Raw genomic sequence first — 16,176 nt, 5'->3', positions numbered from 1 at the left:
ATCAGGCGCAGATCCTAATTAACTGATTCAGGTTGTGCAACTAAAAGGCGGCAGGACACAGGCCGGCACGCCCGTCGGTCACTTGCGAACCACATACCGGTTGCATTTCTCTTGTTCGTTGCCGTCAGCCAGAATTAATACCAATCCGAAGCGCGCCAACGCGTTAGTCTGGCCGACTACAGTTCATCACCGTTACGGGTGATGTAACGTGGCAGATTAAAAGTAATGGCAATAATGCCAAACACGAGCAGCAACATCGGATACCAGCTGTAAACTGTCACCGACAATGGAGAAATGCCCACCACCGCAGCAGCGCTGAGCAACTGAGCGCCATAAGGCACCAATCCCTGAAACCCGCATGAAAATACATCCAGCAGACTGGCGGTACGTCGCGGATCAACACCGTACTTTGTATTTAAGTCTTTCGCGATGGGGCCGGCAGCAACAATCGCAATGGTGTTATTTGCCGTCGACACATCCAGCAAACTTACCAAGCTGGCAATACTGAACTCAGCGCCGCGACGACTTTTTACCCTGCGTGTAAGCACCTGTATCAGAAACGCAATGCCGCCATAAGCGTGCATCAGCGCCACAATACCGCCGATGGTTATGGCTATCATCGCCAGATCCTGCATCCATCCAAGTCCTTTTTGCATGCTCTGCAGCATTTCAATAACAGTAAAACTGCCGTTGAGCAGGCCAACAATACCGGCGCTCCCAATACCGATGGCAAGAACTGCTATCACATTAAGCCCGGCGAGCGCGGCAATAATGATAAGAATATAGGGCAACACCAGCATCCATTGTGTCGGCCCGCCCTGAGGCAATACCGCGGTGTCTACCGGTATCAGGCACAGCAGAATAACGGTGACCAGCGCGGCTGGCACGGCAATGACCAGGTTCGCTTTGAATTTATCAGTAAGCTTCACCCCCTGACTCCGGGTGGCCGCGATGGTGGTATCAGATACGAATGACAGGTTATCGCCAAACATCGCACCACCCACAACAATGCCAAGCGCCATGGGTACCGGGATCCCCAGGCTTTCGGCCAGACCTGCGCCAATCGGTGACAGCGCCGTTATTGTCCCCATTGACGTTCCCATGGCAAACGAAATAAAACAGCAGATAAGAAACAGACCAGGAAGGATCACACCGCGTGGAATAAACTGTAGCGCCAGATTTACCGTGGCATCACGCGCGCCAATATCGATAGTCAGCGCATAAAAGGCCCCGGCCAGCAGAAAGATAAATACCAGCAAAATGATATTTTTATCCCCGCCCCCACGACAAAATATATGAATTTTATCAGCCACGTTAAGCGACTTTTTGCAATCATTCAGCGCCAAAGCCAGACCGGCGGACAGAAAAAATGCGACCAGTATGGGCATTGCTGTGACTGAACCGGTGATTACCCCTGTCACTATGACCAATACGACAAAAAATAAAATGGGCAACAACCCGAAAGGGTTGGCGGATATATCAGACTGCAAGGGCTCTCCGGACGGGGTCTACTGCAAAAGTGCGTCAGAATAAGTCGTTTTGACGGTAATGCAAGCGCAGGTTGTTATAAATCATGGCAAATTGACAGGCTCGTTGTGAAGCGCAAAGACAACGGGTGTTCCACAACAAGATGACGAGAGAAGGCGTTTATACCTCGCGTAGTTCACTTGGCGTATGACCTGTCCAGCGTTTCACTGCGCGCCTGAAGTTTGGCAGGTCAGTAAACGCCATCTGCAGCGCACTTTGCTCATTATTGAGTTTCTGCACCGACAGTAAGTAGATAGCCTGCTGGCGGCGAACCTGATCGTTCAGTTCGCTGAAAGTGGTCTGATGGTCCTTGAGTTTGCGTTTAAGCGTTGCCGGGCTGTAATTGAGCTGTGATGCCAGCGACGACAACGTACAGCCTGGTCGTGACGCAATTTGTTCCCGCACAATATCCAGCAGGCTGCCGCGAGCGGCCGTATGCTCCTGCAAGTGGGTGAGCAGAGCGTGACGATAAAAGACATCCCGTTTGGGAAAAGCCCGTCTCAGCTCCTTCATTTCCAGCTGAACACTTAGCATGGGCTGATTGAACGCCAGTCGAAAGCCAAGATGCGCCTCATACTCATGAACATGGCGGGGACGGCTGAAGTTAAATCTGAAATTGCACGCCAGTCGCTGCCCCAGCCAATACCGAAACAGGGAGACAAAAAACGCCCCGTAAAGCTGCGTAACGAAGGGCCAGAGTTTGCCGCAACCAAACGGATCCTGAAACGCCAGAATGCACCGTCCTTTGCCCGCATAAATCGACATCGATATCAGTGGACAGAAGTGCCAGCGAAAACGGGTAATAATTTGCAGTGCGTCCAGAACGTTATGACAGCTGCCTATGCCATGCCAGGTGCCGGTAAGGTGCGCAGTCGCCATGGACTTTCCAATTTGAAAGGCAACGTCTGGCCCGTTGGCATAACTCTGAGCATTGGCGAATAACGTTAACAGTTGTGCCGGACTCACCAGCATTTCCTGTTTTAGATCTGAGAGAAAAATGCCGGTGCCACGAAGTATTTTATGTTCCGCCGCTCCCCGGGGGCCGGTAACCGCCAACACGGCTTTGATGATGGCGGATGCCGGGATCACCTTATCGTGTTTTACTACCGGTGTGACAACCTGCATCAGGCCACCTGTGACGCACTGGTATCAAGCTGCTCGTTCAGGTGACGCAGTAGCGCCGATACTTCCATTCCCGGCACTAACTGCGCCTGCACCGCCCGTGCGCTGTTAAACACCGCCGTTGTCTGACTGTTGCAACGAAACGCCAAATGGCGGATAGAGGTACAAAGCTGGCTGATAAGGTGACTGACCTCGTCGCGGTTCATGTCTGGTAACAACAAAGCAAACCGGTCGCCGGCGTAACGGCATGCCAGGTCACAGTCGCGAAGGTGCATGACCAGAAGCTGCGCCACTTCCTTTAAAAACCGATCGCCTTCCTGCTGACCATAGCGAAGATTAAACTGACTGAAATCATTAATATCCAGCACCACCACGCAGCCCGTTCTTTCCTGCGCCAACATATTGCGTGCACACGCCTGCCAGTAATCGCCCCGGTAAAGTTGCGTGATCGGATCAACCTGCTCATGACTCCGGCTGTCCCACTCTTTACGCCGCAACTGGGTATTGAGCACCAGTTGTTCCTGATGCCACCAAAACAGCGCCACTGACATAATTACCATGCCAATAGCAGCCGGGATAGACTCAACCATACTCAGCCAGTCAGCCGACGCGGGATAGCTCAGAAACTCATCCAGCACATCCAGCAGCGCTGAAAACATAAAGAAGGTTAAGCCCAGGGTAAGTAGTGCCGTGACTTTTCCCGGAGGCCGGCTGGCAAGTACGGCAACGATCCAGCCAAAAGTAAGCAGGACAACGCTGCCTTCACCGGTAATATCCAGCCAGGATATGATTATCGCAGGCTTTGCTGTCCCCTGCGTTATTGCCAGCGTAAAAGCCGAGCAGACAGTCACCAGCACCGCGCCAATCAAATGACTGTGCCGGCCCAGCTGGGAGAATAGTGTCACGTTATACATACTGACTCACTGATGGTGGATTGATCATGTTTCGTCCTCTAATTAACAAGGAACGACGGTGTATGAACAGGGTCATTCTGGCTCACGAATGTGACAGACACGTGACGCACGTGCCTGAAGTCACCTTCCAAACATGTAAAATAAACTTTATTTTCAGCATCTTAGCAGAGGGTCAAATCGGCTCACCCAGTTACAAAAAACGGTAAATCCTGTCCCGAAACCTGCCCTGTCGCGATTACGTCATAACCCGGTCACATAATTGTCATCTGCCCTGCCTAGGGTAAGCGACGCACAACACACGACACTTGCTTAGCAGAAAAAAGGGAACACCATGTCACGAAAACTTTCTCTACTCTCCCGGGCGTGTATCGCGGCTCTGGGACTGGCTTCACTGAGTGCGGTATCACCCGCTTTCGCCGCCGACAATGCAACGATTGTAGGTCAGCTTACCAATACCGCGGAAAACCGGGTGTATGCCGGCGCGCAGATAACCGTTGTCGAGCTGGGACGTACAACACAGTCTGAACGTGACGGCTCGTTTCGATTCACGGCCCTACCAGCGGGTACCTACACGCTGGAAATCAGTTATCTGGGTGCTGACACGATTACGCAGCAGGTGACGGTCTCTGAAGACAGTACCATTACGCCAGTTATTACGCTTGACGATGACAGTGCCATGACGGAAATGATTGTTCGCGGGCAGCGCAGCGGTCAGGCCAGCGCAATAAACCAGCAGCGTGTTGCCGATACCATCTCATCAATCGTATCGGCCGATGCCATTGGCCAGTTCCCGGATCAGAACGCCGCAGAATCATTACAACGTCTGCCCGGTTTGTCCATTGAACGTGACCAGGGTGAAGGTCGGTTTGTCGGGATCCGCGGTATCGATCCAAACTTAAACAACGTCACCATTAACGGACTAAATATTCCTTCTCCTGAATCAGGCGTGCGTTCAGTTGCGCTGGATGTTATCCCTTCAGAGTTGATCCAGACCCTGAAAGTATCCAAGTCAGTCACATCCGACATGGATGCTGACGCCATCGGTGGCGCGGTAGAAGTCAAAAGTTTAAGTGCGTTTGATCGCAAAACGAATACCGCCACCATTACCGTTCAGGGTAGCCAGAATGCATTACGGGATCAGACCAGCCCGAAAGTTTCCGGCAGCATGACGCGCAAAGTAACGGAAGATTTTGGTGTTGCGGCGGCCCTCTCCTGGTTTGACCGGGATTTTGGCTCAGACAACATTGAATCCAATGGCGATGATGAGGTTGAGCAGCGTTACTACGCGATCAACCGCGAGCGCCTGGGCGCGGCGCTGAATTTTGACTATCGCCCCGATTTCAACAATCAGTATTTTTTGCGCACGCTGTACAGCGAATTCACAGATGAGGAGTTTCGTCTGGCGAACACTTTTGTGTTTGATGGCGAAGACAGTGAGATTGAACGAGGCAGTAAGGACAGACTGGAAACTCAGTCGATTCTTACGTTAACAGCAGGTGGTGAGCATCAGCTGGATACCTGGAAACTTGACTGGCAGCTCGGCTACGCCAAATCGGATGAAGACGAACCGGACGCGCTGTACTACGATTTTATCGCCGAAAACGACAGCATTAATGCCGATCTGGAAACCCGGATCCCGTCGGTCAGCCAAAACGCCGATGCCATGTCTCTATCCACTTATGAACTGGACGAGATTGCGTTTGAGGATAACTATACCAAAGATACCGAAACCAGCATTAAAGTAGATATCGCCCGTCCAGTGACGTTTGGCCGCCATAAAGGTGAAATTAAGCTGGGTACCAAGTACCGGTCTCGCGAGAAAGACCGCGACAGTAGCATCTTCATTTATGACGGCGACTTTGATGGCGTCGATCCGGCCATGTTCGCATTGAACACGCCTGACTGGGGGCTGGGAGATTTCGGCCCCGGGCTGGACAGAGCAGCGATGCGCAGTAGCTTCAACGCCAACCGCAGCGCACTGGAACTGGCAGAGCTGGATTCTGAGCTGGAATCCAACGGCGCGTCTTACGTCAACAAAGAAGACATTTTCGCTGCGTACCTGATGTCCTCTGTCGATATCGATGACTGGCGTATTGTAGCCGGGGTTCGCTACGAGAAAACCGACTTCAGCACAAACGGCATGCGCGTAGAGCTTATCGAGGACGAACAAAGCGATGTGGAAACCGTAGAGAATACACCATGGCGCAATGAGCGCGACTACGACTATCTGCTTCCCAGTATTAACGTTCGTTGGGCTGTTACGGAAAAGCTTTTGGTGCGCGGTGCTTACACCCAGACAATTTCCCGTCCCAGGTTCGAAGATGTGGCCGCGTTTCAGATCATTGAAACCAAAACCGAGGAAGAGGACGGCGTCTTTGTTACGGAACGCGAAGCCGAAGTGGGCAATCCGCAACTCAAGCCTTACGAAGCTGACAATCTTGACTTGTCCATTGAATACTACCCAGGCGATATCGGCGTGCTCTCTGCCGGCTTATTTTACAAAGACATCGATAACTTTGTGGTTTACGCCGACGTGGCGGGGACAGAAGGCTGGGACGGCTATGATGAAGTGGTTCAGGCTATTAATGGCGAGTCAGCATCGATTCACGGCGTAGAATTGTCTTGGGTAAAAGCTTTCAATAATGGCTTTTTGATTTCGACCAACGCCACCTTCTCCAGCTCTGATGCCACAACGCTCCTTGATGGTGAACGCTTTGAGACCCGCTTGCCGAATCAGTCTGACCGCATCGGGAATATCACGCTGGGCTACGAAGGCAATGATGTCAGCCTGCGGCTGACTGCGGCCTACAAAAGCGACAACTTTGAAGAAATCGATGGCGACATGCTTCGTATCGAAGATGATCATACGCAGTTAGATTTCATGGCCAAGTACTACTTAAACGACACCATGAACGTCTACTTCAATGCCATCAACATCAATGACGAGCCTTATTATCACTACTTTGACTCGCGCAACCGCAATGCGCAGTACGAAGAATACGGGCGCACTTTTGAGCTGGGTTTCACCTGGCAAATTCAGTAACACGTTTGTGGCGGGTAATCCCGCCGCTCATTTCCGAGAGTAACTATGTTAAAAACGAGCTTCTTTTTCTTCAGTTTTCTGGTATCGGTGCCGACACTGGCAACCACAGTCACGAACGACACCTGGTATCAACAACATCAGATAGACACGCTTACCGTTGATGAAGATGCCTATCACTTTCTGGTACTGGGGGACTGGGGCAGAAACGGGCATTTCTATCAGCGTGATGTGGCTAAATGGATGGATATGGCGTCCTGGCAACTGGATGCAGAATTTATCGCTACGACCGGCGATAATTTTTACGACAACGGTGTGGCGTCGGTTTCGGACCCTTACTGGCAAAGCGCATTTGAGGAAGTTTACCACTACCCTCACCTGTTCATCGACTGGCACCCTACGCTGGGAAATCACGATTACCGGGGTAACTGGCAGGCACAAATCGATTACAGTCAGCGAAGCCGCCGCTGGGAAATGCCAGCACCCTATTACAAAAAATCCGTGACGCTGGATGACGACACCCGTCTGCTGCTTTTGTTTCTTGACACCTCTCCGCTAAACCCTGCCTACGATAACGAGGAAAAATACGCGGCGACACGGGCCCAGGGACAGCAGCAACAATTGCGCTGGCTGGAAACCTCCCTGGCAAATTCTGACGCTGACTGGAACGTGGTCATTGGTCATCACCCGCTGTATTCCAGCGGTAAGCGCTATGGCAAGACCAGTGAAATCCGGGATGTGCTGGAACCAGTATTCGAAAAGTACCGCGTAGATGCCTATTTCGCGGGTCATGAACATGACATGCAACACAACAAAGTGGCGGGTAAACACGTAGAGCATTTCATCTCGGGTGGCGGGTCTGAAGTGCGTCCGGTTTCATCCTACGACTTCACACAGTTTGCGCGCTCTACCGGAGGGTTCGCCACCGTCTCAGTCAGGAAGACAACGTTGGACGTGCAGTTTGTCGATCACAGCGGCAATAAGATTTATCACTATACTATTAAGAAAGGAAACCAGCCATGAAGCTACTGTCAGCGCTGCTGTTTACCCTTGGCTCAGCCTCTTTGTACACCCACGGCCAGCCCCCCCTATCGGGGCCAAAGCCAGAGAAGTCAGCCACTTTTCGCGCGGTAAACACACACGCGATCAACATTGGCGATAATCATTATTATCTCACCACAAGCGAAACCTCGGGGCTGACGCTGCGTTCTGAAGACAACCAGGTGGTGCAACACCATTCCGGCAGATATTCACTCTCAGACATTATCACTTTCCGGGATCAGGTACTGGTAAGCACCATCAACACCAATACCTCCGACGTCCACATTATCCTGTTCTCTGAAGACCAGGCCCCGGAAACACTGGCGGTGCTCCCACCCGGTGATGCCGATACGGAAGCAGTTTGCTTATCTGATGAACAAGACTATCCGGAACTGTTTGTAGTCAATGCCCGCGGGAGTATCAGCCAGTATGCCTTGCCAGTGGTATCGTCTGTTATGTCAGAGCCGGTGCTTCTGAGAACCCTTTCCGCCGCCCCCGGCATCAAAAGCTGTAGCGTGGCAGAGAATGTCAATACCTTGTACCTGGCTGATGAGTATGCCGGTATCTGGGCCTACCCTACCGATATCGAATCTGATGAACGTCGCAGCCTGGTATACCATCACCCCCAGAATGCGGTTGAGGGTGTCAGCGCACTGCCTGACGGGACGGTTTTCTGGGTTTCCCCCGATCAGCCAGCCGTGTTTTCCTTAACAGGTGATGCGATAACGCGCTATCCACTGGATGACGGTTCAGAGCCGGAAGCCGTTCATGTGATTGCCACAACGTCAAAAACCCTTCTCAGCATTTACGACGATGCCGCCGAAGAAGTGTCTGTCTATACCATACCAGCCGCGGATCCTGTCATGCAAAACCCTGATATCTCAAGTGTAGATTTTACCGTCAGCGCGGATGCTGAAACTACGCCGGTAGCGCGCTTTGGCGATGCCGCCGATGATCCTGCTATCTGGTACAACGCCAAAGCCCCGAGGCAAAGCCTGATTCTGGGTACCGATAAAAAAGCCGGGCTCAATATGTATTCGCTGGACGGGTCGCTTGTCCAGTCGCTTGCTGTTGGCAGAGTCAACAATGTGGATGTGCGCTACGATAACGGCCATTATTTTGATAACGCCGATATTGCTGTTGCCAGCAACCGCTCTGATAACAGCCTGAGTATTTTTTCAGTTACCCATGACGACGGTAAAGTACGTGAAGTCACGCGCATCGCAACCGGTCTGAGTGATGTTTATGGCTTGTGCCTGTACCAGGCGAAAAACACCATCGATGTCTTTGTTAACGATACCGATGGTCGTTACCAGCGACACCGCCTGATACCAGAAAACGGCAGCATCAGTTCCTCACTGATAGAAGAATTCGCATTGCCAAGCCAACCTGAAGGTTGTGTCGCCGACGACGCCAGACAAAGGCTTTACATGGGCGAGGAAAGCGCCGGGATCTGGCACAAAGATCTTTCTCGGCCAAACGCAGAACCGGTGCGCGTAACAGACATCAGCGGCCCGGTGAAAGCAGACATAGAAGGTATGGCACTGTTTGACATTGACGGCATTCGCTACCTCCTGGTTTCCAGCCAGGGGAACCACCGTTACGCACTATACACAACGGATACTACGCCGGTGCTGGTGGCCACATTCACGATTGGCATCAACTGGGATAAGGGAATAGATGGCGTGTCAGAAACTGACGGGCTTGATGCCAGCAATCTGAACTTTGGTGAGCCGTTCCCTGAAGGCATGATAGTGGTTCAGGACGGGCATAATGTAATGCCCTCCGACAACCAGAACTTTAAGATTATTGACGCAAGTAAGCTTACAAGACACATCAGGGCGATACTTCACCAGCCCTGACACACTCAAGATCAGGCGGCGAGTCAACTGGCCGCCTGATAGCCTGAGCGCAGCTGCACATCAATGGCTCTGAGTACGGCGGTACGGTTGATGGTGCCTAACAGCACACCGTCATCATCCACAATGGGATAAACTCTGGGCTTTTCTTTTATCAGCGTCTGGGCCAGTTCGACTACGGATAAATACGGCTTGATGGTCAGCGCTGGCGTTCTCATAATATCTGACACCCGACACACCTGTTCACGGTAGTAACTCGACTCCACCATATTTTTGATGCAGTCCTGCTCGGACAAAAAGCCCACGACTTTCCCTTTCTCGTTAACTACCGGGCCACCGGTTTGACCGCTAGCAAGCAGCGTTTCCACTGCTTCAGCAACCGGCATGTCTATTTTCAGCTTTACCGGATGGGTGTTCATGTAGTCACACACCTGCAACGATTTCATCTTGCCTCCCCGCGTAGCGCACGCTGATAGCCATTAAACGCATTATTGTTAATTACGGCTCACACTTACTGGTGTTTGTTACCGCTACATTTAAGACTAGACGGAGTTACCTCATCCGGCTATTTTTTGCGTGAATATTTTATATCACGGAGTAAGGCGTTCATCCCACTCGCCATAGATACCGACAGACACATTCCCGTTAGCATCTATTTTTGCGCGGTACATGCCTGCAGAATTGAACGGTGCGGCGATGTTGCCTTTGCCATCCACCGCAATAATACCGCCGTCACCGCCGACGTCAGCCAGCACACCATTGATAACAGTATCAGCGGCTTCATCCAGGGATACCCCCTGATATTTCATTCTGGAACAGATATCTGCGGCTACGTGATAACGAATAAAATACTCACCGTGTCCGGTGGCAGAAACGGCGCAACTGGTGTTGTCCGCCCAGGTGCCTGCTCCGATCACCGGCGAATCGCCAATTCTGCCAAAGCGCTTTGCAGTCATCCCACCGGTGGACGTGCCAGCTATCAGGTTGCCGTCTGCATCCAGCACTACCGCGCCTACTGTGCCAAACCGCTCATTGCCTTGCTGACCACCATGGGTAATACCAGCCGTTTTCATTCGGGCTTTTGCACGATCCAGTGCGTCTTTTCTGCGCTTTGTATCAAACAATGAATTATCTACCGGCGTCATTCCCTGTGACTCAGCGAAGATCTCAGCTCCCCTACCCGACAGCATGACGTGAGGAGAGTGGTTCATCACGGCGCTGGCTGCAGCAATGGGGCTGCGTATGGTTTTCACTCCGGCCACGGCGCCTGCGTTCAGGGTTCCACCATGCATGATTGACGCATCCAGTTCGTGCTCTCCATCAAACGTGTAAACCGCACCAATACCGGCATTGAACAAGGGAGACGTTTCCAGGATCTGAATAGTTTCAATCACCGCTTTTTCCCCGGGCTCACCTGCTTTAAGCAGCGAGTGGCCGTGTCGCACGGCTTCTTCCAGTTTAGCCAGATACGCTGCTTCCAGTTCCGGCGTCATGTTTTCTTTTAATATTGTCCCTGCACCGCCATGAATCACAATGGCCACAGGCGCATCTGTTTCTGCCTGCGTGAATGTGCTCATAGCTGCTGCACAAGCAAATACACCCACTTTAATCCAGTTTTTCATATTATTTTTCTCATTAGTGAAACACGTCACCCTACTGTACACACCTTGCGCGAAAAAATCCGCGCCCCCTCACCGTTACATTTGGCAGCCTCGTCCCATTGGTATTGGTTAACAGGCAGTGTACACTTCGCCGACTAACGTAAAACCTAATAAGATACGTAAAGCACTTATCATGACCGAACCCAGCATCCTCTGGCACGACTACGAGACATTCGGGACCAGCCCGCAAAAAGATCTGCCCTGCCAGTTTGCCGCCATCCGCACCGACAGCGACCTTAATATTATTGGCAAACCAATAAACATCATGAGCCAGATCGCAAATGACTATCTGCCGCAGCCTGGAGCATGTCTGGTTACCGGCATTACACCGCAACAGACGCTTCGCGACGGCATGATTGAGGCTGAGTTTTCACGTCAGGTGTTTGCAGCGATGAGCGAGCCAAACACCTGTGTTGCAGGCTATAACAGTATCCGTTTTGATGATGAGGTTTCACGGTATCTGTTCTACCGGAACTTTTACGACCCATATGCCCGCGAGTGGCGCAATGGCAACAGCCGCTGGGATATTATCGACCTGGCACGGGCATGTTACGCGCTGCGCCCCGACGGCATACACTGGCCTTTGCGGGAAGATGGCGCGCCAAGTTTCAAACTGGAGCACCTGACGCAGGCTAATGACATTGTCCACGGCGATGCACATGATGCGCTATCCGATGTTCATGCCACAATCGGTCTGGCAAAACTGATTAAAACGCACCAACCCAAGCTATATGACTATGCGTTTTCACTGCGAAGCAAACAAAACGTGTTAAAGCAGTTTGATTTTTCCCGGCCCTCGGTGTTGTTGCACATCTCATCGCGGCTGCCCGCACACCAGGGATGTTGTACCTGGGTCATGCCCGTTGGTATGCACCCGAACAATCCTAATGCGGTTATTGTGATAGACCTGTCTCGCACGACATCGTTGCTGGAGTCGGCAAGTCCGGACGAGATTCGTCAGGCACTTTACGCCCGGCAGGACGAACTCGACGATCCTTCCCTGAGACCAGGCTTAAAACTCATCCACATAAACCGCTCGCCGTTCATAACGACCGCCAAGGCGATGACGGAAGAGAATGCCGCAAGACTGGGCCTTGACCGCGAACAGTGTCTGGAGAATTTCAGGCTGCTAAGCCAGCGACAGGATATACTGGACAAGGTAATAGCAGTGTTCGACGAACCACACGGTGACAGCCAGGATGATGCCGACCACGCGTTATATAGTGGTGGCTTTCTCAATGACGAGGATCGGCGATGGTGTGAGGCTGTGCGTGAGTCCGAACCGTATCAACTTGCCGTGATGGCAGACAAAACCCACAATCCCAGACTGCGGACGTTGCTGTTTCGCTATCGCGCCCGCAACTTTCCCCAAACGTTATCTGCCGATGAAATGCAGCGCTGGCAGCATCACAGACAGTCTCGTTTAACCGACCCGGACTCCCCCGCGTCACTGACGATGGAGTCATTTTTGTTCTCATTAGAAACACTGGCGCAGGAACACGCAGACGACCCGAACAAGCAAGCGATTCTGCGTGCACTTTATCAATACGCTGAAAACCTTTGACCTCGCTGTGCCACTGCCTTATAAAATAAAAGTTAAGGCAGTGGTAAGTAAGCCGATACCCCAAATATAGACCGGTAATGGATGATGTAATGAACGGCGTAACAGTATCTTTCGATGACTCAAAAAATTATGTAGATCTCACCCTCAAACCGGCAGAGTTCGAAAACGAGTTAAATTCAAAAGCACTTTTTGACCGCATTGCCGAGGGCGAGTTTCAGTCTCTCTATATTTCCGAGTCCACCGTTAAGTCAGCCTGCGATAAAGCAAACCACTATTATAAAACCCAGGACCCCACCGAAGTGACCGAACGGGTGGGTGAACGCCGTAATGCCGAAGTGGAATTTCGTATACCCGAAGATGGGATGTCAGCCAGTCTGGTACTCACCACGCCCTACGGTGGTAAGATGCCTTCAGCTACGGCGATAAAAAACCTTGCCCTGAAAAATAAAATTCGCCGGGGCGTAGGTATCAAGCGCATACAGAACCTGCTCATCGAAGCTAAAAATTCGCCTCCGGGCGCAGTAGTCGAAGGCGTCATCGCCCTTGGCCTTCCGCCACGGGATGGAAAATCATCGCGTTTCGTACCGCTCGTTCCCAATGCACTTGAACGTGTGTTACGACCACAAAGCAGCGACGGTAGCCGGGTAGACATGCGAAACCTCGGTGAAGTGATCTGTGTAAAGGCAAACACAGAAGTATTACGCAGATCCTCGCCCAGTAAGGGGCGTAGCGGTTTTGATGTTCGTGGTAATGTGATGCCTGCCAAAGCCGGAGAGTGGTTACATTTTAAAATGGGCTCAGGTACGCGAGTCAGCGACCATGACGAAAACCTGCTGATATCCACTATTGCCGGAATGCCAAAGTATCAGGATCTGACTATGAATATCGATGACACCTACATCTGTAGCGGCGTCAACGTAGGTTCAGGCCATGTAAACTATGACGGCGCGGTATTGGTGAACGGCGATGTCACAGAAAAAATGATTATTAAGGCGGCTGGCGATGTCACGGTTAACGGCTTCGTAGAGTCCGCCAGAATCGAATCCGGTGGCGACATTATTATCACTGAAGGCGCCATGGGCAAAGTCAATGACAACCAGAGCGATTACAGCTGTCAGTTAATTGCCGCCGGCAACGTGCATGTTCAGCACGGTCAGGGCCTGGATATACAGTGCTCTGGTAATATTACTGTGGGCAGGCAACTGGCTTACAGCCGTTTGCGCTGCGGCGGCGCGGTTATTGTCGGACAAATTGATAATCCGCAGGGTAACCTGTTTGCCTGTGATATTGTCAGCCAGTCAGCGATTGTTGCAGGTACCTTGGGAGCGGTATCCGGCAGCACGCTGAAAGTAGACTTTTCACCTGGCTTCAATCTGATAATTGAGCGTAAAGATAACCTCGATGAACTGTTAAAACAGCTAAGAGAAAACAACCTGCGCCACAAAGAAAAAATTGATTACATCAAATCCAAAATTATTCCTAAAGAAATGCGCGGGAAAGTCAACGAAGCGCTTGAATTGCTGAAAAACGAAGCCGCGCTACTAAGCTGGATAGAAGAAAAAGCGCTGGAAATGAAATCGGCAAAAGACAACTATCAGAATGACATTAAGCTTATCGCCAACAAACGGCTCTATGCCGGTGTGGCAGTGAAGCTGAACAACCGAAACTGGCGCTCAGAGCGAGAGTATGACCGTTCGCTGGTCAGGTACGAGTCACATCAGTGGCATCATGAACCAATGACATCCTGACATTGTAAGCAAGAGGCACTGTCGGCAATCAGTCTACCGTTATATTCCGTCACACCGGCCTCTATTTGACTGTACCGGCTTCAACTTCACTGCGCCTGCAATGCATTGGTAGCGCCTGGCAAGAATGTCAGGCCTTAACTCCTCGCTGCACACTGCTGCATTTATCGTCCGGACTTATTCCGCAGTGCACGCTACGCCATACCCCAACCGCTTTGACTGGTACAGGGCTTTCGCCGTTCTGTCGAACCAGTCAGTGAATGACTCATTGTCACGCAGCACCCCGATTCCCACCGCCGTATTAGGTTGTCTGGCACAAAGCTCGTCATTTTCTGCCATCGCTTTTAATAACCGCTGTGCAAGTATTTCCGCTGACGCAATGTCCGTTTGCGGGCATAAAATCAGAAATTGCTCACCGCTCCAGCGCGCCACTACATCAACCTCCCGCACTGTACTTAAACACACACCTGCTACGGTCTTTAATATATCATCTGTATTTTTAGCACCATAAGCAGCATGTAATTCCGACAGATTATCAATTTCGGCGATGATCAGACTGGGCGGAGTATGAAAGCGCTGAAAGCGGGATACCTCTTCTTCTGCACGGTGCATGACATGGTTGCGATTATAGAGTCCGGTCAGGGCATCGTGATTAGATAAGAACTCGAGTGTGCGGTTCTTCTCTAGCAACGCTCCCTGTAGCGACTCTATTTCCTTACTCTTCTGTTTCAGTTGTTGTGTATAGCTGCCAACAACCCGCTTTCTTAGTATGATTCCAAAACCTATAAGCGCGACAACCAACACAATCAGAAACGGCTTCAGCACATCGGTATCATCAACGCTTTTTACATTACTCCAGCGTTTATAAATCTCCACTTTCTGATGCTCAGGAAACTTGCGAATTTGATCGTTCATCAGAGGCAGTAGCTTGTCGCTCATATTTTTAGTCACTGCAAAGCTCAGTGAATCATAGGGCTCGGCATAGCCCACAATAACCAGGTCATCGAGTTTCATACTGTTAATACCTGAATAGACACTCAGCAAAGATCCAATCATCAGATCAAATTCACCTCGGGACAGGCGAACGAGTCCGCGAGCCTCGCTCTCTACAGTTTTCACTCTGACCTCGGGATAATTCCGCGCCAGGTATTCTGCATGACGATACCCTTCAATAACGCCGACTAATTCATCCTGAACAGCCTGTAAACCCTGCACCATTGCGCTGCCTTTTTTCGCCACCAGTACGTTTGGCGCCTCAAAATAAGGTATTGAAAAATCCAGATATGTGGCGCGTGAGGGGCTGGTGTTAAGCATTGTGAGCATCTGGCACTGCCCTTCGCGAACAAACGTGAGCGATTGCTCAAGAGAATCAGTGGGCACCAGTTGGAAATCAAAATCCGTCCGCTTTTCTATTCTGTCGAGATAATCGCGAGAAATACCAATATGCTCGCCGTTTCTCAACGCTTCGTACGGCGCCCAGTTCGGATCAATACAGTAATTGATGGTTTCTTGCTGTGCCCAAGCGAATACACTGATAACCAGCAGGACAGGCAGAGAAAGGAAACGGAAAAAGCTTAACAAAATCAGATAACGCCTTGTCATAAATAGAAAAAATCGTTCACAGTATCTCGCCAATGAGAATGATTTGCAACAAAACGCTTCACTGAATGTGCAACGTAATTAAGAGAATGCGAGCCGATAAA

General features: G+C 51.1%; 11 protein-coding genes. 5 read left to right on the top strand and 6 right to left on the bottom strand.

Going from position 1 to position 16,176, the window contains the following annotated elements:
* Window positions 1–176: 176 nt before the first annotated feature.
* The 3 genes from JKP77_RS02175 to JKP77_RS02165 all read right to left on the bottom strand — a co-directional run bounded on the left by JKP77_RS02175 (window position 177) and on the right by JKP77_RS02165 (window position 3,563).
* Entirely contained in the window at window positions 177–1,490 is a 1,314-nt protein-coding gene (locus JKP77_RS02175) for a Na+/H+ antiporter NhaC family protein (protein ID WP_218309568.1), read from the bottom strand.
* 157 nt (window positions 1,491–1,647) lie between these two features.
* Entirely contained in the window at window positions 1,648–2,652 is a 1,005-nt protein-coding gene (locus JKP77_RS02170; RefSeq protein WP_218309567.1) for an AraC family transcriptional regulator, read from the bottom strand.
* A complete protein-coding gene (locus tag JKP77_RS02165) occupies window positions 2,652–3,563 on the bottom strand; it encodes a GGDEF domain-containing protein (protein ID WP_218309566.1) in 912 nt (303 codons plus the stop codon). Before JKP77_RS02165 ends, JKP77_RS02170 begins: the two co-directional genes overlap by 1 nt.
* Window positions 3,564–3,894: 331 nt before the next feature.
* Here JKP77_RS02165 and JKP77_RS02160 point away from each other — a divergent pair, with 331 nt between their 5' ends.
* Genes JKP77_RS02160 through JKP77_RS02150 form a run of 3 tightly spaced genes read left to right on the top strand, consistent with a single transcriptional unit; the run spans window position 3,895 to window position 9,506 of the window.
* Window positions 3,895–6,606 (top strand): TonB-dependent receptor, encoded by a 2,712-nt coding sequence (locus JKP77_RS02160; protein ID WP_218309565.1) that lies wholly within the window; start codon window positions 3,895–3,897, stop codon window positions 6,604–6,606.
* Window positions 6,607–6,651: 45 nt separating this feature from the next.
* Window positions 6,652–7,626: a metallophosphoesterase gene (locus JKP77_RS02155; RefSeq protein ID WP_218309564.1), complete on the top strand. Its 975-nt coding sequence runs from the start codon at window positions 6,652–6,654 to the stop codon at window positions 7,624–7,626.
* Window positions 7,623–9,506: a phytase gene (locus JKP77_RS02150; RefSeq protein WP_218309563.1), complete on the top strand. Its 1,884-nt coding sequence runs from the start codon at window positions 7,623–7,625 to the stop codon at window positions 9,504–9,506. Before JKP77_RS02155 ends, JKP77_RS02150 begins: the two co-directional genes overlap by 4 nt.
* Window positions 9,507–9,529: 23 nt before the next feature.
* On the opposite strand, the gene JKP77_RS02145 is transcribed toward JKP77_RS02150, so the two are convergent.
* Together JKP77_RS02145 and JKP77_RS02140 are read right to left on the bottom strand one after the other, a co-directional pair.
* Window positions 9,530–9,949, bottom strand: coding sequence for a CBS domain-containing protein (locus JKP77_RS02145; RefSeq protein WP_218309562.1), 420 nt, complete (start codon window positions 9,947–9,949; stop codon window positions 9,530–9,532).
* A gap of 144 nt (window positions 9,950–10,093) precedes the next feature.
* Entirely contained in the window at window positions 10,094–11,080 is a 987-nt protein-coding gene (locus JKP77_RS02140; protein WP_246601051.1) for an isoaspartyl peptidase/L-asparaginase family protein, read from the bottom strand.
* 217 nt (window positions 11,081–11,297) lie between these two features.
* Here JKP77_RS02140 and sbcB point away from each other — a divergent pair, with 217 nt between their 5' ends.
* Complete coding sequence (gene sbcB / locus JKP77_RS02135; protein ID WP_218309560.1) at window positions 11,298–12,728, top strand: exodeoxyribonuclease I; 1,431 nt, start codon at window positions 11,298–11,300, stop codon at window positions 12,726–12,728.
* A gap of 89 nt (window positions 12,729–12,817) precedes the next feature.
* The gene (locus JKP77_RS02130; protein WP_218309559.1) at window positions 12,818–14,476 is read left to right on the top strand and encodes a DUF342 domain-containing protein; all 1,659 of its coding nucleotides are present in this window, start codon (window positions 12,818–12,820) and stop codon (window positions 14,474–14,476) included.
* A 174-nt stretch (window positions 14,477–14,650) separates the two neighbouring features.
* On the opposite strand, the gene JKP77_RS02125 is transcribed toward JKP77_RS02130, so the two are convergent.
* Window positions 14,651–16,075 (bottom strand): GGDEF domain-containing protein, encoded by a 1,425-nt coding sequence (locus tag JKP77_RS02125; RefSeq protein ID WP_218309558.1) that lies wholly within the window; start codon window positions 16,073–16,075, stop codon window positions 14,651–14,653.
* Window positions 16,076–16,176 lie beyond the last annotated feature (101 nt).

It is taken from the genome of Alteromonas antoniana, assembly GCF_019249295.1.
Lineage (GTDB): Bacteria > Pseudomonadota > Gammaproteobacteria > Enterobacterales > Alteromonadaceae > Alteromonas > Alteromonas antoniana.
This window is presented reverse-complemented; position numbering and strand designations above follow the sequence as displayed.